The organism is Janthinobacterium agaricidamnosum (assembly GCF_003667705.1).
Classification (GTDB): Bacteria; Pseudomonadota; Gammaproteobacteria; order Burkholderiales; family Burkholderiaceae_D; genus Janthinobacterium.
On record NZ_CP033019.1, the window covers coordinates 494830 to 512132 of the forward strand.

Consider the following 17303-nt stretch of genomic DNA (forward strand, 5'->3'; position numbering starts at 1 on the left):
AGCGATCGTGCGGGCTTTTTTGTGCGCGTGCGAGGCGCTACTCATCGCTTTCGGCTGGGCATATTGCCGCTTGTGCGGCCTCTTGCGAGGACGTTTCCGCTGCCGCCAGCAGGGTGTCGACGGTGCTGGCGTCAACGCGCTTCATGTCTTTCGACCACGATACGAGTAAGGCGAAAGACAGCAACAGGCTGATCACGCCGAGGACTAGCGTAAGACCGATGCCCCATTGCGACCACTTTCGTTGTACCAGGTTGAAGTGTTCAACACTTTGCCATTCTCCATTTTTCCAGGCCATCTCACGGCCTTTGATGCCCAGCCAGATGGCAACCCCGATGCCAACGTAGGGGATCAGTGCGAGTAAGCCTATCCACGTGCGGTTGCCGATCGCCCATATCCAGTTCAGCAGGAAAGCACCCCAGCTCCAGCCAGCCACACCGGCAGGCAGTGCCTCGGCGGCGTCACTGCGCGCGCCACAGTTGGCGCAAAAGTGCGTCTTGCCTTCCGCTTGCTGCGTCCCGCATGCCGTGCAAAACATGGGCTATCCTTCACGATGAATGGTGACCAGGCGGCTGCGGTGCATGGGTTTATCCCCCGCAACAGCCGTACAGTGCATTCTTCTTCGTCGACGTCATGGCTGTCTTGATTACAATCAAGAGTTACCCTTGTCGTGCCAGGCAGCTCACTTCTTGCAGCGTATCGGCACGTTCACGGAATTGCCGTCCGAACTCAAGTTGCGGTATTGCAAATCTTCGCTCTCGATGGCGAAGCGGGGCACGGCGTGCACGTAGCGCTGCTTGCAGACCGTGTCGTCATTGATCAGTTTGCCCGCCAGCATGTAGTCGCACAGGGCGAAGCGCGATTCCTCGTCGTCGAGGATCAGCACGCGCGCGGCGCTGTACAGCGCCGATTGCAAGACGTCCGGGCTGCAGTTTTCCGGCCCCGTCAGTTTCAGATGGGTTTTCGTCTGCGTGGCCAGGCGTTGCAGCTTGACGAGGGCGGCGCGCTCTTCCTTGCGGGCAATGTCGACTTGGGCGTCGCCGCTGGACAGGCGCAGCGCCAGCGAGGCGATCTGGTCGATGGAAATATGCCAGGCAAAGCCTTCGAGCCGCGTGCGGATCTGGCCGGGCAGGGGATCGGCCGCATCGACTTCGCAGCGGTACTGGCCCAGGTGGGGACGGCACAGCACGGGAATGGCAAAGGCCGAGGTGCGCTTGCTCTTGACGAATTTCTGGCTCAGGTCGCCAAAGTTTTCATGCGTGATGGTATCGAAGCGGGCTTGCCCAAAGCCCATCTTGACGAGGTTTTCCTTGCGCTGGCGTGAAAACAGGGCATCGACGGCATCGTAGATATTCTTGTTGAAGATGCGGTCCAGCGGCTGGCGCTCGTCCGACATCTTTTCGAAGACGGCGCTGGAATTGGGCGCGTTGGCGTCGATGGAAATGAGGATGAAGGGCTTGCTGTTCAGGCGCGGCGGCACGACGGCCATGTCGTTGCCGTAGAGTTGCGTCAGGGCCACGTCCCACAGGGTTTCCACGCCCAGATTGTCGGCCGCGCCGCCGTCGAACAGGTGGACATACGACGGCGATTCGCGCGACTCGGAACCGAGTTCCGGCACGAACGTATTTTTCGGACGGAAACGCTCGAAGGTGACGGAATCGAACACGCCGGGAAAGGCGGCCGAGGTGGCCACGGCCGTGGCCAGGCGGATATCCTGGATCGGCGAATGCAGGGTGCCGTAAAAATACTCATAAGAAAACACCACGCGCTTGCCGCCATCGGTGGCATCCGTCGCGTTGGCCAGGAAGATGGGGCCGTCGTGCGGCAAGTCCTCGTAGGTTTTCTTGTCGTACAGCACATCGTCGAACACGTCGGACAGGAAGGACGTGCGCGTCTTGTTCGTCAACAACATCGTCGTCAGGTTGGCCGGTTTCAAAATGGTCTGGCCGAAGAAATCCGTTTTCAGCTTGCTGCGCAGCAAAGGCCAATCCGTCTGCTTGCCATGCAAGGCATAGTAGCCGCCCGCGATGGCGCCGCCGGACACGCCGGAGATGGCCGAGGCGCCGCTGACGAGACCGAACTGCTCCAGCTGCTCCAGCGAGGCGGCCGAGAAATTGGCTGCGCGGCTGCCTCCGCCGGACAGGGCGATGCCGATGAAGTGGTCGTTGGGCATCGGGTTCTGGATGCGCGCCTTGGGCGCGTCGATGCGCAGGCGCGGGGCTTCCTGCACGGTGAACGTGCGGTTTTCCACGCCGCTGTTGGGGCGTAGGGCGAGTACCGTGCAGCCGCTCAGCAGCGCGGCGAGGATAAATGGTGCGAACAAGCGTGGCTTCATGCGTGATCTGTGCGTAGTCATTGGTTGGGATACGGACGGAAACGTGTGCGATTCTAGCAAACTTGCCGGTGATTAAGCATGCAGCTGATATGCGAGGAGGGCGGCGTTGTAGCCCGCGTGTACCAGCATGGGCGCCAGCAGCGCGCCGCTGCGTTCGTACGCGAGGCCCGCGCACAGGCCCAGCACGAAGGCAGGCAGCATGGCGGAGGGCGGATGCATCATGGCAAACAGCGCGGCGCCGGTGCCGATGGCCTGCCAGGCCGGCAGCGAACGGCGCAAGCCGCCCTGCAGCAAGCCGCGGAAAATGAATTCCTCGCACAGGGGCGCGGCCAGCACGCCCAGGGCCAGCAGCCACAGGCTGTCCCACGAACTGCCGCCCGCTGCCGCCGCAGGTGCTTGCAACACGAGCGTGCAGGCGATGCCGCAGAGAGCCGATACGGCCGCGCCTGCCGTACCCCAGCGCCAGGGGTGCCGGCCTCGTGCCATGCGCGGCACGCCGGCCGTCTTGCTGCGCCAGTAGACCAGGCGCAGCAGCACATACGTGAGCACGCCAGCCACCTTGTCCTTGAGCAGGATCAACAGCAGGATTTGCAGAATAAAAAACAGCATGGCGGCGATCAGGCCGTCGGCCGCCGTCACCCTGGCCGGCGGCGAGGCGGACGGGTCGAGCAGGTAGGGCAGCGCATCGCGTGCTTTTTGCCACAGGGCCACGGCCAGCGCCGCCGTCAGCACGACAAACACCAGTTGCTGCGCCAGGCTGCCGGCCGCCAGCGCGGCGATGTACAGGCCGGTCAGCAGCAGGTATAGATACGTGTAGGCGGGCCGTATCTTTACCGCCGCCTCGGTGGCCAGCGGATCGCTGGCAAACACGCCCAGCGCCACGGCGATCGCCGAGTACAGGGGGATGCCGGCCAGGGCCAGCAGCATCAAACCCGCCATGTCCCACCGCCAGGCGTCTTGCCAGGCCAGCGCCGCGCCGAACAGGATCAAGGGGTAGAGCAGGGCCAGCGCGGCCCACAGCTGGGCTTTTTGCCGCAGCGCCTGGTCGACGGCGACGGGAAACGTGTACAGCAGCCACAGCGCGCCGCCTTCCTTGTTGAGGGTCTGGAAGGCCGACATCATCAGCACATAAGTGCCGAGGAAAAAGCCGGTAGAGGCCAGCAAGACGGGGCTGGAAAGCAGCTCGTGCAGGTCGCGCGCCTGGCCCGAGAACAGGGCCTGGCCACCGAGGATCAGTAAAGGCAGCAACAGGGTTTGCACGAGAAAATTGCGGTCGCGCAGCAGCAAGGTCAGCTCGCGGCGCTGGATCACCGTGCCGGGGCGGGCGCGCCACTTGCCAGCGGACTGGTTCGCAGGGGAGCGCTTGCGGCCGGCCTCGCGCTGGCCCGCGCCCACCACGCCGTGGCGCAGCTGGCGGCGCAGCAGGGCCATGCCCAGCAGCATCAAGCACAGGCATTGCGCCAGCAGCAGCACGGCCGGCAAGGCCGCTGCCGCACCTCGGGCATTGAGCAAACTCACCAGCAGGCCCGGCGCCGTCCAGCCGGTCCAGGCCGGCATGGCCGCCGCCCACGCGTGGGCAAAGCCGCCCGTGCCCATGCCGAACGACATGCCCATATACATGGGAAACAGGCCGGCCACCGACAGCAGGGCCTGCAAGTTGCGCAGCTGCGCAGGACTGAGCGACAGGCGCAAGCCCGTGTCGATCAGGGTACGCAACATGGCTGCCAGGGCCAGCAGGAGCAGGCAGGCAAACAGCCCCGACAGCGGCGAAAACCAGCCCTGGCCCGAATACCAGGCGATCATGGTGGTGCCGGGCCACAGCACCAGCAGGCCGAGCGGGTTGACCAGCGTGCGTTCGAGCACGCGCGCCCACAGCAGGGTGCCCTTGTCGACGGGCAGGGTGACCAGCCATTCCAGGTCCCAGTCCGGCTTCGACAGTTCTCCCATGCCCAGCGGCAGCAGCAGGCTCACCAGCCACAGCAGCGCCAATTGCAAGGTCAGGGCGCCCGCCAGTGCCGCACTGAACGGTTGCTCGATCAAGTGGGCGATGACGGGCGCCATCACGCGCTCGCCTGCCTGCAGGCTGCCCTTGGCCTGGCAAACGGCCACCTGGTCGAGCAGGCAATGCATGTTCAGCAGGTTGTGGCGGGCGATATTGCCGGAGGCAAATAGCATGGGCAAGACCAGCAGCGCGCCCAGCAGCCAGCGTCCTCGTTTCTTTCCTGGCGTGGCGGGCCGGCTCTTGCCTCCCCGATGGAACGCCAAGCCCTTGCCGCTGACGTTGAGCAGGCGCTGCAGGCGCAATCGGGTCAGCAGCCAGACGGCGCGCCAGGCGGTGGGTGGCGCCGGTGTCATGCGGTGTCGTCGGTGAGTTGTAAAAAGAGGTCTTCCAGGCTGCCGTCGCTGGACAGCTGCTGGCGGATCTCGTCCAGGCTGCCCGTGGCGACCAGGGCGCCACGGTGGATGATGGCAACCCGGCTGCACAGTTTTTGCGCCATGTCGAGCAAATGCGTGGACACAAAAATGGTGGTGCCGGCCGCGGCGATGCGCAGCAGGCGTTCCTGCACGTCGCGCGACGCACGCGGGTCGAGGCCGTTGATCGGTTCATCGAGGATCAGCACGGCGGGATCGTGGATCAGCGCGCACGCCAGGCCCAGCTTTTTCTTCATGCCCAGCGAATAATTGACGGCGAAATCCTCGCTCGCCTCGTCCAGGCCGAATTCCGTCAGCAGACGCGCCGTGCGCGTGGCCGCCTCGGCACGTGGATAGCCATGCATTTCGGCCACGAATTGCAGGATTTCACGTCCCCGCAAATAATCGTAGAAGATGGGATTGTCGGGCAGGTAGCCCACCTTGCGCTTGACGGCGGCGCCATCGCGGTGGCAATCGAGGCCATCGATCAGCACGCGCCCGCTGCTGGGCACGAGGATGCCCATCAGCATGCGGATGGTGGTGGTTTTACCGGCCCCATTCGGGCCCAGGAAGCCGAAGACCTCTCCTTTGCCCACTTGTAAGGTCAGCGGCTTGACGGCCTCGAAGGTGCCGTAGTGTTTGGACAAACCTTCGAAGCTGATCATGGCGCACCCAGCGCGGCCAGCAGGCGCCGCTCGCCATCGGGCGTGAGGCGCAGGGCACGGCTGTCGAGTTCGCGCTCGGCCCAGCGCCGGCGCAGGGCCAGCTGCAGCAGGGCCGCCCCCAGCGCCCCGCCCAAATGGGCGCGCCGTTCGCTCCAGTCCAGGCAGGCACAGGCGAAGCGGCGGCGCTGGCGCTGCAATTGCGGCACGTCGATGCCCAGCGCCGCCATGCCGGCCGCGCCCGCTTCCGACAGGCAATATTCGCCTTCGCCGCCATCGTCGAGCAGCCAGCCTTGCGCGTGCAACTGGTCGTGCATGGCGACGGCGACCGTGCCGGCCATGTGGTCGTAGCAGGTGCGCGCATGGCGCAAGCGGTCCGGCGTGGAGGGTGTAAACGGCGTTGCGGGCACGCCGGCCACCACCAGCAGCGCTTCCAGCGCCCGCGCCACCTCCGTACTGGCCAGACGGTAGTAGCGGTGCTTGCCCTGCGCCAGCATCGACAGCAAACCGTCGTCGCGCAAGCGCGCCAGATGGGCGCTGGCCGTCGAGGCGCCTACCTCGGCCAAGGTGGACAATTCCGTGGCCGTGCGCGCATGGCCATCGAGCAGGCTGCACAGCATGCGCGCGCGGGCCGGTTCGGCGATGGCGCCGGCCAGTTGCGCCAGGCCCATGTCGGCCGAGGGAAGTTTGTCATCCATGATTCGTCCGTGGGCGAAGTGTTGTGGTGGAAGGGGCAGCATACTCGTGTCCCCACCTCACTGCAATGGAATGCGCATGCCGCTCGCCGACCCTTTTTCCGCCGTCACCCACGCGGCGCCGTATGACTACTATCGCCGCCTGGCGGACGGCCCGCCGCTGCGTTTCGAGACGTCGCTCGATTGCTGGCTGGCAACGGGAGCCGTTGGCGTACAGGCCGTCCTCGAGCATCCCGCCTGCCGCGTGCGCCCGGCAGGCCAGCCGGTACCGGATACGCTGGCAGGCACGCCGTGCGGCGCCATCTTTGCCGAACTGGTGCGCATGAACGACGGCGAGCGGCATGCCGTGCCGAAACAGGTGCTGGCGCGCGCGCTGGGCCAGGTGGACCTGGCGCGCCTGCACGGACGGGTGATGCAGTTTGCCGGCGACCGCGTTCCCGGCAGCGCCGCGCAGCTGAACGAGGCGATTGTTGAGCTGCCCCTGTTCGCCATGGCGGACTTGCTGGGCTTTGCGCCAGCGCAATGGCCGGCGCTGGCCGCCTGGACGCGCGACTTTGTCGCCTGTTTGTCGCCGCTGAGCAATGGAGAACAACTGGCCGGCGCGCAGCAAGCGGCCAATGCCTTGCTGCACGGTTTTACCGTATTGCTGCGCGAGGCGGATGCCTTGCCCGGCAGCTTGCTGCACGACATCGTGACCGGGGCGTATGCCGTCGGCTGGCAGGCGTCTGGCGGCGTGCTGGCCAACCTCGTGGGCTTGCTGTCGCAGACGTGTGACGCCACGGCAGGTCTGCTGGGCAATGCCACGGTCGCTTTGTGCACGCAGCCGCAGTTGTTCGCGCAACTGCGCGCCGCACCCCAGCGATGGCCGGCTTTGCTGCGCGAGGTCAGCCGGCATGACCCCGCCATCCATAACACGCGCCGCTACACGGCCGATGCCGTGGAATTGCCCGGCGTGTGCATACCGGCCGGGCAGACGATCGTCGTCGTGCTGGCCAGCGCCGGCCAGGCGGAGTCGGGTTTTGGCCATGGCCGCCACGCCTGTCCGGGCCAGTCCATCGCACAGACGATTGCCACGGCATGCCTGCAGGCATGGGCCGACGGGCTGGAAGACATGCCGCTGGCCTGGTCGTACCGGCCTTCGCTGAACGCCCGCATCCCCGTTTTCAACACTGGAGAAAGAGCATGATTGCCGTGATTTTCGAAGTCTGGCCCAGCGCCGAAGGACGCCAGCAGTATCTGGACCTGGCCGCCGCGCTGCGTCCCTTGCTCGCTGAAGTCGATGGATTCATTTCCATCGAGCGCTTCAGCAGCCTGAGCGAGCCTGGCAAACTGCTGTCGCTGTCTTTCTTTCGCGACGAAGCGGCACTGGCGCAGTGGCGGCAGCTGGAAGCGCACCGCGCGGCGCAATCGGCGGGCAGGCACGGTGTGTTCGACGACTACCGGTTGCGCATCGCCGGCGTGGTGCGCGATTACGGCATGCTGGAGCGCCAGCAGGCGCCTGCCGACAGCCAGCGCCGCCACGGTATTTAGCGGGGCAGCGCGCCCTGCGTAATCTTGACCTTGACCCGGTAGGTGGGCGCGGCCGCGTCCAGGGCGGGCGGCGTGGCCGGGTCGACGTCGAGCAGGGTGAACGTCAGGTGGTTGACGGTCACGGAGCTGGCGGCGCCGGGCATGGACTCGGACAAGACGATATCGGTGGCGCCCGCGCTGTTGAGCAAACTGAAACTGTAGCTGACGTAGCCTTTCCACACGCACACGGCGCCCTTGCGGCAGCGGCTGTCGTTGACGCGCTCGAGTTTCAGGGTATCGGTGGCCGTGATGGCGACCTGTTCGCCCGGCGAGAGCACGTGGGTGACGCTGCGCGGCGTGTTTTCCGCGTCGCCGGCGCTGCCAGCCGCGCCGCAGCCCGCCAGCACGGCCAGGCAGGCGATGAACAGGGGTAACAACCACGTTCGGTACGATTGATGTAGATAGTGCATGTTTTTCCTTTCAGGTGGAGCGTCCCGGCCGGCGTGGCGTCCACGCGTGGGATGAAAATGATAATAACAAAATGATATTTTTCTGGCGCACTATTGGCGCGCTGCCGATGAATTGACGCGTCGGCCACGCGGCGCGCCGATTACTGCGTAGAATGGCTGTTTTGAAAATCAGGAAACAACCATGAAAAAAACCGACCTGGCCAAAAGCGATGCCAAGAAACTGATGGGAAAGATGAATGTTCCCGGCGCCGGTGCATTCGGTAAGGAAGCGGTGGTCGTCGACCGCCGCGAGCAGCGCAAGCGCGATCAGGCGCTGGGCCTGGTGCCGTTCGCCGTCAAGCTGAACAGCGATCTGGTGTTGCAATTGCAGACCCTGGCCAAGGAGCGCGGCGCGGATCTGAATGAATTGGTCGCCGAGCTGATCACCAAGGGCTTGGCTGCAGCATAAGGGCTGACAATGTTTATCTGTTGATAAATATCATTTATAAAACTAAAAGGCGCCTTGCGGCGCCTTTTGCATTGCGGCATTGCTTTCGATTACACGTAGGCCGCCAGGGCGCCCTTCATTTTCTTCAGCGCCGCCACTTCGATCTGGCGGATGCGCTCGGCCGATACGCCGAACTCTTCCGCCAGCGCGTGCAAGGTGGCACCGGAGCCGTCGTCGTTGGCCAGCCAGCGCGCTTCGATGATGCGGCGCGAACGGGCGTCCAGCTTCGACAATGCCGTTTCCAGGCCTTCCGATTGCAGGCGCGTCACTTGTTCCGCTTCCAGCACCTTGGTCGGCTCGCTTTGCTCCGACGACAGATAGGCGATCGGCGAAAACTTGTCGTCTTCATCGTCGGTCGGCGACTCCAGCGCGATGTCGCGGCCGCTCAAGCGCGTTTCCATTTCGATCACTTCTTCGCGCTTCACGTCGAGCAGCTTGGCCAGCGCATCGATCTGCTTCGGCGTCATCGCATCGAGGCCCGTCTTGTGGCTGCGCAGATTGAAGAACAGCTTGCGCTGTGCCTTCGTCGTCGCGACCTTGACCAGGCGCCAGTTTTTCAGGATGTACTCATGCATCTCGGCTTTCACCCAGTGCATGGCGTACGACACCAGGCGCACGCCCTGGTCCGGATCGAAACGTTTCACGGCTTTCATCAAGCCGATATTGCCTTCCTGAATCAGGTCGGCGTGCGGCAAGCCATAGCCCAGATAGCCGCGGGCAATCGAGACCACCAGGCGCAGGTGCGACAGCACCAGCTCTTGCGCGGCGGCCAGGTCATTTTTTTCGCGCAGGCGTTTCGCCAGCGAAATTTCTTCGTCGTGGGTCAACATGGGCAGACGGTTCACGGCCGAGATATAGGCGTCGATATTGCCCAGATTGCCAGTGAACCCGAGGCCCAGCGCATTACTTTTGGTCGGAACCAATGCGGATGTTGCGGACATCATAGTCATGTTTTCTCCCTCGTAGTCTTGCTTTGTTCCAGTTGGCCACATCACACGATGTGGCCCGATTGTCTGTTCTGTTTTGCGTATTCGGTCTTGCACTTTGCAGATCGCGGCACCATCTTCATCTGGCGTCCATGGCGGTTCTGCTGTTGGTATGTCCCTATATTAGCACTCTCTGCCTGAGAGTGCCAATCAGCACATTTAATCGTCCTGATAGCCTAAATACTATGGTGATTTAATGCTTGATATATATCTCTGAACAGCGCGAGATAGCGCTTTACGACAACATGGCCAGTCTACGGCCTCTGGCTGAAGCGAGCCTTAAGAATACTTGCTAAATATCAAGATAACAGCAGATGGGGATGGCGAGGCGCATGGCGGCACCGCAGGTGCCGCCATGGAAAGGAAGGTCAGTTCAGGCGCGCCAGGTGGCGCTGTACGCAGAGGAAGGCGCCGATCAGGCCGAGGCCGGCGCTGACGGCCAGCAAGCCTGCCATCGGCAGCGGCGCCAGCGGCACCAGCTGGAATTCGGACGCATACAGGCGTGCAAACTCGGCAATCGCGGTATTGAGCGGCTGCAAGGCCAGCGCCACGGCGCCCAGCGCCAGCGCACCGGCGCACAGGCCCAGCAGGGCGCCCGTGTAATAGAAGGGGCGGTGGATGAAAGTGTCGGTGGCGCCGATCAGTTTCGAGATGCTGATTTCATCGCGCTGCTGCATCACTTGCAGGCGGATGGTATTGAAGACCACGGCGATGACGGCCACGCCCAGGGTGATGGCCAGCAGCAGCAGCACCAGGCGCAGCACGCCCAGCAGGGCCGCCAGACGCTTGACCCAGGCCGAATCGACTTGCGCCGATTCCACGCCGGGCAGGTGGCGCAACTGTTCCGCCACGGCATCGACGTCCTGCGCTTCGCTGGCGCTGCTGAAGGCGTCGAGTTTCAGCACATAGCTGTCGGGCAGGGGATTGTCGCCCAGGGTGCTCAGTACGTCGGCCAGGCCGTTCTTGTTCTTCAGCGTATCGAGCGCCTGTTCGCGCGGGATGAAGACGATCTTTGCCTTTTGCTCGCCGACGATCTTGCGCATGGCGCTGGCCAGGGCCACGGCTTGCTCGCGCGGCGTGTCGATCTTCAGGAAGACGCTGATTTCCGGGTCGACCGACATCTGTTCCGACATGGGGCGCACATTGTCGAGCATGGTCAAGCCGGCGAACGGCAGCGACAGGGCGATGGCGACGACGAGCACGTTCAGTAAAAAGCCGCCTGGCGACTTGCGCAAATGAATCAGCGCCGAGCCGAGCGCGAAGCGGTGTTGACGGAACCAGCCTCTCATGCCTGTTCTCCCTGCGCGTCGTCCGCATCGGGGGAGGGGGCGAAATCGGGATCGGGCGGCGCGAAGACGGGCGCTTGCGTGGCCTTGTCGATGGCGACCAGCTGGCCGTTCTTCAGGTGGATCACGCGGGCGGCGGCGTCGAGCATCTGTTCGTCATGGCTGGAAATGAGGCAAGTTACGCCCACCGAGTGGAATGCTTTGAGGGCGTCGAGCACCTTGTTGGCGCTGGCGCGGTCCAGGTTGGCCGTCGGTTCGTCGGCCAGGATGATCTGCGGCCGGTTGACGATGGCGCGCGCGATCGATACGCGCTGCTGCTCGCCGCCCGACAGCGACAGCGGACGCGCCATGGCGCGGTCCAGCAATCCCACCTTGTCGAGCGCGGCGCGCGCGCGCTGCTCGGCGGCAACTTTATGCGCGCCGACGACGAGCAGCGGCAGCATGACGTTGGCCAGGATGGAGCGGTCGTTCAGCAGTTTTTGTTGCTGGAAGATCAGGCCCATGTTCCGGCGCAAAAACGGCACGCCGGCCGGCTTGATCTTCGCCATGTCTTGGCCATTGACGATCAGCTTGCCCGACGTGGGGCGTTCCATGGCGGCGATCATTTTCAGCAAGGTGGACTTGCCGGCGCCGGACGGGCCGGCCAGGAAGACCAGCTCGCCCTTGGCAATACTGAGCGAAATGTCGCTGAGCGCCACGGCGTCGGGGGAGTATTGCTTGGAGACGTGCTGAAATTCAATCATGTATAGGCTTATCCGAGCAGCGCTTCGACAAATTCGGCAGCCACGAAGGGCTGCAAGTCTTCAATTTTCTCACCGATGCCGATGAAATACACGGGCACGGGGCGCACGCGGGCAATCGCCGCCAGAACCCCGCCCTTGGCGGTACCGTCCAGCTTGGTGATCACCAGGCCGCTCAACTGCAGGGCATCGTCGAAGGCCTTCACTTGCGTGAGGGCGTTCTGACCCGTGTTGCCGTCGATGACGAGCAGGGTTTCATGCGGCGCGCCCTCCATGCCCTTGCCGATCACGCGCTTGATTTTCTTCAATTCTTCCATCAAGTGCAACTGGGTCGGCAGGCGGCCGGCCGTGTCGACCATGACCACGTCGATGCCGCGCGCCTTCGCCGATTGCACGGAGTCGTAGGCCACGGCGGCCGGGTCGCCCGATTCTTGCGAAATCACGGTAACGTTGTTGCGCTCGCCCCAGACCATCAACTGCTCGCGCGCGGCGGCGCGGAAGGTGTCGCCCGCGGCCAGCAGCACGGACTGGTTGTTCGACTGCATGTGCTTGGCCAGCTTGCCGATGGTGGTGGTCTTGCCGGCGCCATTGACGCCGGAAATCATCATCACCAGCGGCTTGTGGCGGCCCAGCTCGAAGCGCTTTTCCAGCGGGCTCAGGAGCTCGATCAGCAGCACTTTCAGCGCGGCCTTGACGGCGGCTGCGTCGAGCAGCTTGTCTTCCTTGACCTTTTTCTTCAATTCCGTGAGCAGGAATTCGGTGGCGTCGATGCCGGCGTCGGACATCAGCAGCGCCGCTTCCAGCTCTTCGTACAGGGCGTCGTCGATCTTCGCGCCGACGAACAGCACGGACAAGGTGTTCGAGGTTTTCGACAGGCCCGCCTTCAGGCGCGTCATCCACGATTTTTTCTCGGGTTCGGCGGCCACGACCACGGGCACGAGCTCGGCCGGCGCGCCGCTCAGGGGCGTAGCGGCTGGCTGCGGTGCGGGCGGCGTGGCGGGAAGGACGAGGGGCTCGGCTGGTGTGGCCTCGGGAGCGATGGGTTTTTTCTTGAAGAAACTAAACATGGATGTGTGGTGGCGGGTGCTGACCTAAGGCCCGGCGGCGCCGGACACTGTGTTACGGGCTATTCTACCAGAGCGCGCCCGGCCCTTCATGCTTTACTGTTCGATTGGCAACATTGCGTGCCTATCCACGGAGATCGCCGCAGTTGCCGCGCTTTTCAACGGGTTCAATGCATTTGCAGGGCCAGCGCCTGGTGGCGGCGGCGCCAGTCGGCGATGCTTTCGTCGACTTGCCGCAAGTCCAGCACATGCAGGAAAGAAGGGGGCTGCTTGTACAGCACGGGACTGCGTCCCCCTGCCCACAATTCCATGCTTGGCGGCAAGTTCGCATGCAGTTGCTGCAGGCTGTCGCGCGTCTGCCGCTGCTTGCTGGCGCTGGAAAACGACAGCGCCACGATATCGGCCCGCTGCGCGCGCGCGGCCGCGACGATGTCCGTCAGCGGCGTTTCCACTCCCAGCGACATGCAATGGGCGCCCGCCGCCGCGCACAGCGCCTCGGCCATCAGCAGCCCCAGGCCATGACGCTCCTGCGGCAAGGTACTGAGCACGATGCGTGGCGTGCGCGTCGATGGGCTGCTTGCCTGCGGCAGGGAAAAGATGGCGTGGCGCATCACCGTTTGCAAGGTTTCGCTATACAGATGCTCTTCATACACGGCCAGGTCGCCGCAAGCCCACGCCTCGCCCACCATGCCCGTCAGGGGGGCGATCACGTCGATGGTGAACGCTTTCAAGCCCAGCACGGCCAGCGCCTGGCGCAGGGCGTCCCCCAGTTCCGCCATCTGGTGGCCGTGGCACAGCGACAGGTAGTGTTCGAGCTGCGGAGGCGGCGTTGACGGCGCCGCACTGCCGGCGCTGGCCAGCTGCTGCAGTTGCACGGTGCTGTGCTGCATGATTTTTCCCGGACGAAAGCCGAGGTCCAGCAGGCGCTTGACCATGCGCAACTTCTGCACTTGCTCGGCCGGGTAGCTGCGCTCGCCAAAGGCGTCGCGCTGAGGCTGGGGAAAAGCGTAGCGGCGCTCCCAGACACGCAAGGTTTCCTTGGCCAGCCCGGTATCGCGCTCGACATCGCTGATGCTGAAGGCGGAAGTAGGTTGCAGGTCAGTATCCATACCAGGGGCTTGCTCGCATGCCAAAAAGAACGTGGAGTGCATTTTACGCCTTCCGCCGCCCCGGACCAAATAGCTGAATCCGATTGGAAATTGCCGACGTATAAGTTGTGGAACGGCCGAGGGCGCTCATTGACATAAATCAATATTTCATCGATTATCCATGAGGCTCGTTTTGTCCAGGACAAACTTAATACAGGTGTACTCATGAAAATTGCCGTCGTCGGAGCAGGAATTGCAGGTTTGTCGTGTGCCTATCGCCTGGCGCAGGCGGGCCAGGACGTGACCTTGTACGAGGCGGGCGACTATTTTGGCGGCCACAGCCATACGGTCGATGTCACGCTCGATGGCGTCACGCATGGCGTCGACACGGGTTTCCTCGTGTTTAACCACGCCACCTATCCGAACCTGGTGCAACTGTTTGACGAACTCGGTGTCGAGGCGGCCGACAGCGACATGTCGTTTTCCGTGAAGATGCCGCTGGGCACCTCGTCCGATGCCCGCGTGCTGGAATGGGCGGGCGCCAATTTCGATACCGTGTTCACGCAGCGCAGCAATCTGTTGCGCCCCGCCTTCCTGCGCATGCTGCGCGATATCGTGCGCTTCAACCGCCAGGCCAGCGCCCTGGCCATGGCCAGCGTGCCGGCGCCGGCCATGTCGCTCGGCGAGTTCCTTGATCTGCACAATTATGGCGACGAGTTCCGTCACTGGTATCTGTTGCCCATGGCCGCCTGCATCTGGTCGTGCCCGGCGCGCCAGATGCTGGCCTTTCCCTTGGCCACCTTCATCCGTTTCTGCCACAACCACGGCTTGCTGCAAGTGAGCAACCGGCCGCAATGGCGTACGGTGCGCGGCGGTGCGCGCGTGTACGTGGAAAAACTGCTGGCAGGCATTGCGCAGCAGCGCCTGGCGTGTCCCGTGCTGGCCGTGCGGCGCCAGGGGCACAACGGCGCACGCATGGTCGAGCTGCATACGGCGGCCGGCGTCGAGCATGCCGATCACGTGGTACTCGCTTGCCACAGCGACCAGTCGCTGGCCCTGCTGGCGGACATCCGTGACGACGAGCGCTCCGTGCTTGAAGCCGTGCGCTACCAGCCGAACCGGGCCGTGCTGCATACGGATGCGTCTTGCCTGCCGCAGCGCCGCCGCGCCTGGTCGGCCTGGAATTACCAGGGCCGGCCGGCCGCGCAGGAGGGCGAATCGCCGCAGGTATGCGTGCACTATTTGCTGAACCAGCTGCAGCCGCTGCCGTTTACGACGCCCGTCATCGTCTCGCTCAATCCGCTCGACGAGCCGGACCCGGCCAAGGTCATCGACGCGTTTTCGTATGCCCACCCCGTGTTCGATGGCGCGGCCATTGCGGCCCAGGCGCGCCTGGCCGGTTTCCAGGGCGCGCAGCACACGTGGTTTGCGGGCGCCTGGACGGGCTATGGTTTCCATGAAGACGGTTTGAAGTCGGGCCTTGCCGTGGCGCAAATACTCAATGGCATGGCGGCGGCGGAGCTCGGCCATGCCGCGTAATTCATCGCCGTCCGTGCCGCCGCAGCCCCAGCTGTGTCTAGGGCGGGTGCGGCATGCGCGGCTGCGTCCGCGCGCGCATGCTTTCAGTTACGGCATGTTTTATCTGCGCCTGCCCTTGCGCAGCCTGGGCGCGCACGATTTTCCTGCCCGCTTGATCTCGCGCAACGGCGCCAATGTGCTGTCCTTCCGCGACAGCGACCATGGCGATGGCACGACGCCGCTGCTGGAGTGGATCGATGGCTTGCTGCGCCAGCAAGGCGTGCTCGACGCGGGCGGCGAAATCTGGCTGCAAACCATGCCGCGCATGTTCGGCTATGTGTTCAATCCCGTCAGCTTCTGGTTTTGCCACCGCCCGGATGGCGCGCTGCGCGCCGTGGTCTGCGACGTGCGCAATACCTTCGGCGAGCGCCACCTGTACCTGCTCGAACAGGGCGGGCCCATCGCTTATGGCAGCGAATTGCAGGCCAGAAAAATTTTCCACGTGTCGCCATTTTGCAAGGTGGAAGGGCATTACCGCTTCCGTTTCCTGCGCAACAGTGAAGAGGATGGCGAGCGCCACCTGGCCCGGGTCGATTACGACGACCTCGACGGTCCTGTTTTGCAGACGAGCTTGTCCGGTACGGCGCGGCCGCTGCGCGATGGCGCCATCGCCTGGGCTCTGCTGCGCTACCCGCTGATGACGTTTGGCGTGATGGCGCGCATCCATTGGCAAGCCTTGCGCCTGTGGCTGCGCCGCGTGCCGTTTTTCAGCAAACCCCACCCTCCACAAGAAAAGGTGTCCCGATGAGCTCCGACTCCCTGCCGACCGGCCTGCATGCGCGCAGCAGCGCGTGTCCCGCGCACTTGCCCGACCACACGCACCTGGACATGCCCGCTTCCGGGCGCATGATCGTGCGCCTGCTGCAAAAATTACAATATGGCGCCCTGCGCCTGCGCACGCCGGATGGCAGTATCTTGCTGTACGGCGACGGCAGCCAGCCCGTCACCCTGGACTTGTACAACTGGCGCCTGTGTGCGGCCGTGTTGCGCTCGGGTGACATCGGCTTTGCGGAAACGTTTATCGCCGGCGACTGGCGCACGGACAATTTGCCGGGTTTGATCGAGCTGATGATACGCAACCGCGCACAGATCGAGTCCTTGATCTATGGCAACTGGTGGGGCAACCTGGTCTACAAGCTGCGGCATTTGCTCAACCGCAATTCGCGCGCTGGCAGCAAGAAGAATATCCACGCCCATTACGATATCGGCAACGCCTTTTATCAGTTGTGGCTGGATCCGTCGATGACGTATTCGAGTGCGCTGTTTGCCGAAGGCGCCAGCCTGGAGCAGGCGCAATGGGCGAAATACCGGCGCATTGCCGATCAGCTTCAACTGCGGCCAGGCGCCAAGGTGCTGGAAATCGGCTGCGGCTGGGGCGGTTTTGCGGAAACGGCGGCGCGCAGCTACGGCGCCCACGTGACGGGCCTGACCTTGTCGACCGAACAGCTGGCGTATGCGCGCCAGCGCCTGCAGGACGCGGGGCTGGCGGCGCAGGCCGACCTGCAGCTGTGCGATTACCGCGACAGCGCCGGCCAGTACGACGCCATCGCCTCGATCGAGATGTTCGAAGCCGTAGGGCAAAGCTACTGGCCCGGCTATTTCGCCTGTGTGGCGCGCAACCTGAAGCCGGGCGGCCGCGCCTGCATCCAGACCATCGTCATCGCCGACGACTTGTTCGAGCGCTACAGCAAGAGCACGGATTTCATTCAACAGTATATTTTTCCGGGCGGCATGCTGCCGTCGCCGGCCGAGTTCCGCCGCGCCGCCGAGGCGCAGGGCTTGCGCGTGGAAGACGCCTTCCGCTTTGGCCTCGATTACGCGCAAACCCTGCGCCAGTGGCGCGCCAGCTTCCTGGCCCAGCGCACGGCGCTGGAAAAGCAGGATTTCGATGGCCGTTTCCTGCTGACCTGGGAGTTTTACCTCGCGTATTGCGAGGCCGCCTTCCAGGCGCACAACACGGATGTGATGCAATTTACTCTGGTGAAGGACTGACC

General features: G+C 64.0%; 17 protein-coding genes. 6 read left to right on the forward strand and 11 right to left on the reverse strand.

All coding sequences use genetic code 11. From position 1 onward, the window contains the following. Positions 1-37: 37 nt before the first annotated feature. From D9M09_RS29300 to D9M09_RS02365, 5 genes are all read right to left on the reverse strand, one after another. On the reverse strand, positions 38-535 hold the full coding sequence (locus D9M09_RS29300) for a zinc ribbon domain-containing protein (RefSeq protein ID WP_070312926.1): 498 nt from the start codon (positions 533-535) through the stop codon (positions 38-40). Positions 536-679: 144 nt separating this feature from the next. Continuing rightward, complete coding sequence (locus D9M09_RS02350; protein WP_162995547.1) at positions 680-2320, reverse strand: patatin-like phospholipase family protein; 1641 nt, start codon at positions 2318-2320, stop codon at positions 680-682. Between the two features lie 84 nt (positions 2321-2404). Then, positions 2405-4687 (reverse strand): CPBP family intramembrane glutamic endopeptidase, encoded by a 2283-nt coding sequence (locus tag D9M09_RS02355; RefSeq protein WP_121668491.1) that lies wholly within the window; start codon positions 4685-4687, stop codon positions 2405-2407. Then, on the reverse strand, positions 4684-5409 hold the full coding sequence (locus D9M09_RS02360; protein WP_070312923.1) for an ABC transporter ATP-binding protein: 726 nt from the start codon (positions 5407-5409) through the stop codon (positions 4684-4686). The genes D9M09_RS02355 and D9M09_RS02360 overlap by 4 nt, the downstream gene beginning before the upstream one ends. Then, the gene (locus tag D9M09_RS02365) at positions 5406-6104 is read right to left on the reverse strand and encodes an ArsR/SmtB family transcription factor (protein ID WP_070312922.1); all 699 of its coding nucleotides are present in this window, start codon (positions 6102-6104) and stop codon (positions 5406-5408) included. The genes D9M09_RS02360 and D9M09_RS02365 overlap by 4 nt, the downstream gene beginning before the upstream one ends. Positions 6105-6180: 76 nt before the next feature. On the opposite strand from D9M09_RS02365, the gene D9M09_RS02370 reads away from it, so the two are divergent. Beyond that, entirely contained in the window at positions 6181-7287 is a 1107-nt protein-coding gene (locus tag D9M09_RS02370) for a cytochrome P450 (protein WP_121668492.1), read from the forward strand. Then, the gene (locus D9M09_RS02375; RefSeq protein WP_070222526.1) at positions 7284-7631 is read left to right on the forward strand and encodes an antibiotic biosynthesis monooxygenase family protein; all 348 of its coding nucleotides are present in this window, start codon (positions 7284-7286) and stop codon (positions 7629-7631) included. The genes D9M09_RS02370 and D9M09_RS02375 overlap by 4 nt, the downstream gene beginning before the upstream one ends. On the opposite strand, the gene D9M09_RS02380 is transcribed toward D9M09_RS02375, so the two are convergent. After that, positions 7628-8080: a hypothetical protein gene (locus D9M09_RS02380; RefSeq protein WP_070222524.1), complete on the reverse strand. Its 453-nt coding sequence runs from the start codon at positions 8078-8080 to the stop codon at positions 7628-7630. The two genes, D9M09_RS02375 and D9M09_RS02380, sit on opposite strands and share 4 nt — an antisense overlap. 181 nt (positions 8081-8261) lie before the next feature. Between D9M09_RS02380 and D9M09_RS02385 the strand changes: the two genes are divergently transcribed. Beyond that, positions 8262-8528: a hypothetical protein gene (locus tag D9M09_RS02385; protein ID WP_070290134.1), complete on the forward strand. Its 267-nt coding sequence runs from the start codon at positions 8262-8264 to the stop codon at positions 8526-8528. A gap of 89 nt (positions 8529-8617) precedes the next feature. On the opposite strand, the gene rpoH is transcribed toward D9M09_RS02385, so the two are convergent. The 5 genes from rpoH to D9M09_RS02410 all read right to left on the reverse strand — a co-directional run bounded on the left by rpoH (position 8618) and on the right by D9M09_RS02410 (position 13752). Beyond that, positions 8618-9511, reverse strand: coding sequence for an RNA polymerase sigma factor RpoH (gene rpoH / locus D9M09_RS02390; protein ID WP_070222520.1), 894 nt, complete (start codon positions 9509-9511; stop codon positions 8618-8620). A 410-nt stretch (positions 9512-9921) separates the two neighbouring features. After that, positions 9922-10842: a permease-like cell division protein FtsX gene (ftsX, locus tag D9M09_RS02395; protein ID WP_070222518.1), complete on the reverse strand. Its 921-nt coding sequence runs from the start codon at positions 10840-10842 to the stop codon at positions 9922-9924. After that, the gene (locus tag D9M09_RS02400) at positions 10839-11582 is read right to left on the reverse strand and encodes a cell division ATP-binding protein FtsE (RefSeq protein WP_070312921.1); all 744 of its coding nucleotides are present in this window, start codon (positions 11580-11582) and stop codon (positions 10839-10841) included. The genes ftsX and D9M09_RS02400 overlap by 4 nt, the downstream gene beginning before the upstream one ends. 8 nt (positions 11583-11590) lie before the next feature. Further along, positions 11591-12646 carry a signal recognition particle-docking protein FtsY gene (ftsY, locus tag D9M09_RS02405; protein ID WP_070222514.1) on the reverse strand — a complete coding sequence of 352 codons (1056 nt, stop codon included), beginning with the start codon at positions 12644-12646 and terminating at the stop codon, positions 11591-11593. A 164-nt stretch (positions 12647-12810) separates the two neighbouring features. Next, positions 12811-13752 carry a MerR family transcriptional regulator gene (locus D9M09_RS02410; protein WP_121668493.1) on the reverse strand — a complete coding sequence of 314 codons (942 nt, stop codon included), beginning with the start codon at positions 13750-13752 and terminating at the stop codon, positions 12811-12813. A gap of 204 nt (positions 13753-13956) precedes the next feature. On the opposite strand from D9M09_RS02410, the gene D9M09_RS02415 reads away from it, so the two are divergent. Genes D9M09_RS02415 through D9M09_RS02425 form a run of 3 tightly spaced genes read left to right on the forward strand, consistent with a single transcriptional unit; the run spans position 13957 to position 17301 of the window. After that, positions 13957-15270: an NAD(P)/FAD-dependent oxidoreductase gene (locus D9M09_RS02415; protein WP_070222510.1), complete on the forward strand. Its 1314-nt coding sequence runs from the start codon at positions 13957-13959 to the stop codon at positions 15268-15270. Continuing rightward, positions 15260-16057, forward strand: a complete 798-nt coding sequence (locus D9M09_RS02420; protein ID WP_121668494.1) for a DUF1365 domain-containing protein — start codon at positions 15260-15262, stop codon at positions 16055-16057. Before D9M09_RS02415 ends, D9M09_RS02420 begins: the two co-directional genes overlap by 11 nt. Next, positions 16054-17301, forward strand: a complete 1248-nt coding sequence (locus tag D9M09_RS02425; RefSeq protein ID WP_430886682.1) for a class I SAM-dependent methyltransferase — start codon at positions 16054-16056, stop codon at positions 17299-17301. The genes D9M09_RS02420 and D9M09_RS02425 overlap by 4 nt, the downstream gene beginning before the upstream one ends. The last annotated feature ends 2 nt before the right edge of the window (positions 17302-17303 follow it).

Bases quoted from the DNA above. Each gene is read 5' to 3' on its own strand.
- D9M09_RS29300 (WP_070312926.1), bottom strand. From the start codon at position 535: ATGTTTTGCACGGCATGCGGGACGCAGCAAGCGGAAGGCAAGACGCAC.
- D9M09_RS02355 (WP_121668491.1), bottom strand. From the start codon at position 4,687: ATGACACCGGCGCCACCCACCGCCTGGCGCGCCGTCTGGCTGCTGACC.
- D9M09_RS02360 (WP_070312923.1), bottom strand. From the start codon at position 5,409: ATGATCAGCTTCGAAGGTTTGTCCAAACACTACGGCACCTTCGAGGCC.
- D9M09_RS02365 (WP_070312922.1), bottom strand. From the start codon at position 6,104: ATGGATGACAAACTTCCCTCGGCCGACATGGGCCTGGCGCAACTGGCC.
- D9M09_RS02370 (WP_121668492.1), top strand. From the start codon at position 6,181: ATGCCGCTCGCCGACCCTTTTTCCGCCGTCACCCACGCGGCGCCGTAT.
- D9M09_RS02375 (WP_070222526.1), top strand. From the start codon at position 7,284: ATGATTGCCGTGATTTTCGAAGTCTGGCCCAGCGCCGAAGGACGCCAG.
- D9M09_RS02380 (WP_070222524.1), bottom strand. From the start codon at position 8,080: ATGCACTATCTACATCAATCGTACCGAACGTGGTTGTTACCCCTGTTC.
- D9M09_RS02385 (WP_070290134.1), top strand. From the start codon at position 8,262: ATGAAAAAAACCGACCTGGCCAAAAGCGATGCCAAGAAACTGATGGGA.
- rpoH (WP_070222520.1), bottom strand. From the start codon at position 9,511: ATGATGTCCGCAACATCCGCATTGGTTCCGACCAAAAGTAATGCGCTG.
- ftsX (WP_070222518.1), bottom strand. From the start codon at position 10,842: ATGAGAGGCTGGTTCCGTCAACACCGCTTCGCGCTCGGCTCGGCGCTG.
- D9M09_RS02400 (WP_070312921.1), bottom strand. From the start codon at position 11,582: ATGATTGAATTTCAGCACGTCTCCAAGCAATACTCCCCCGACGCCGTG.
- ftsY (WP_070222514.1), bottom strand. From the start codon at position 12,646: ATGTTTAGTTTCTTCAAGAAAAAACCCATCGCTCCCGAGGCCACACCA.
- D9M09_RS02410 (WP_121668493.1), bottom strand. From the start codon at position 13,752: ATGGATACTGACCTGCAACCTACTTCCGCCTTCAGCATCAGCGATGTC.
- D9M09_RS02415 (WP_070222510.1), top strand. From the start codon at position 13,957: ATGAAAATTGCCGTCGTCGGAGCAGGAATTGCAGGTTTGTCGTGTGCC.
- D9M09_RS02420 (WP_121668494.1), top strand. From the start codon at position 15,260: ATGCCGCGTAATTCATCGCCGTCCGTGCCGCCGCAGCCCCAGCTGTGT.
- D9M09_RS02425 (WP_430886682.1), top strand. From the start codon at position 16,054: ATGAGCTCCGACTCCCTGCCGACCGGCCTGCATGCGCGCAGCAGCGCG.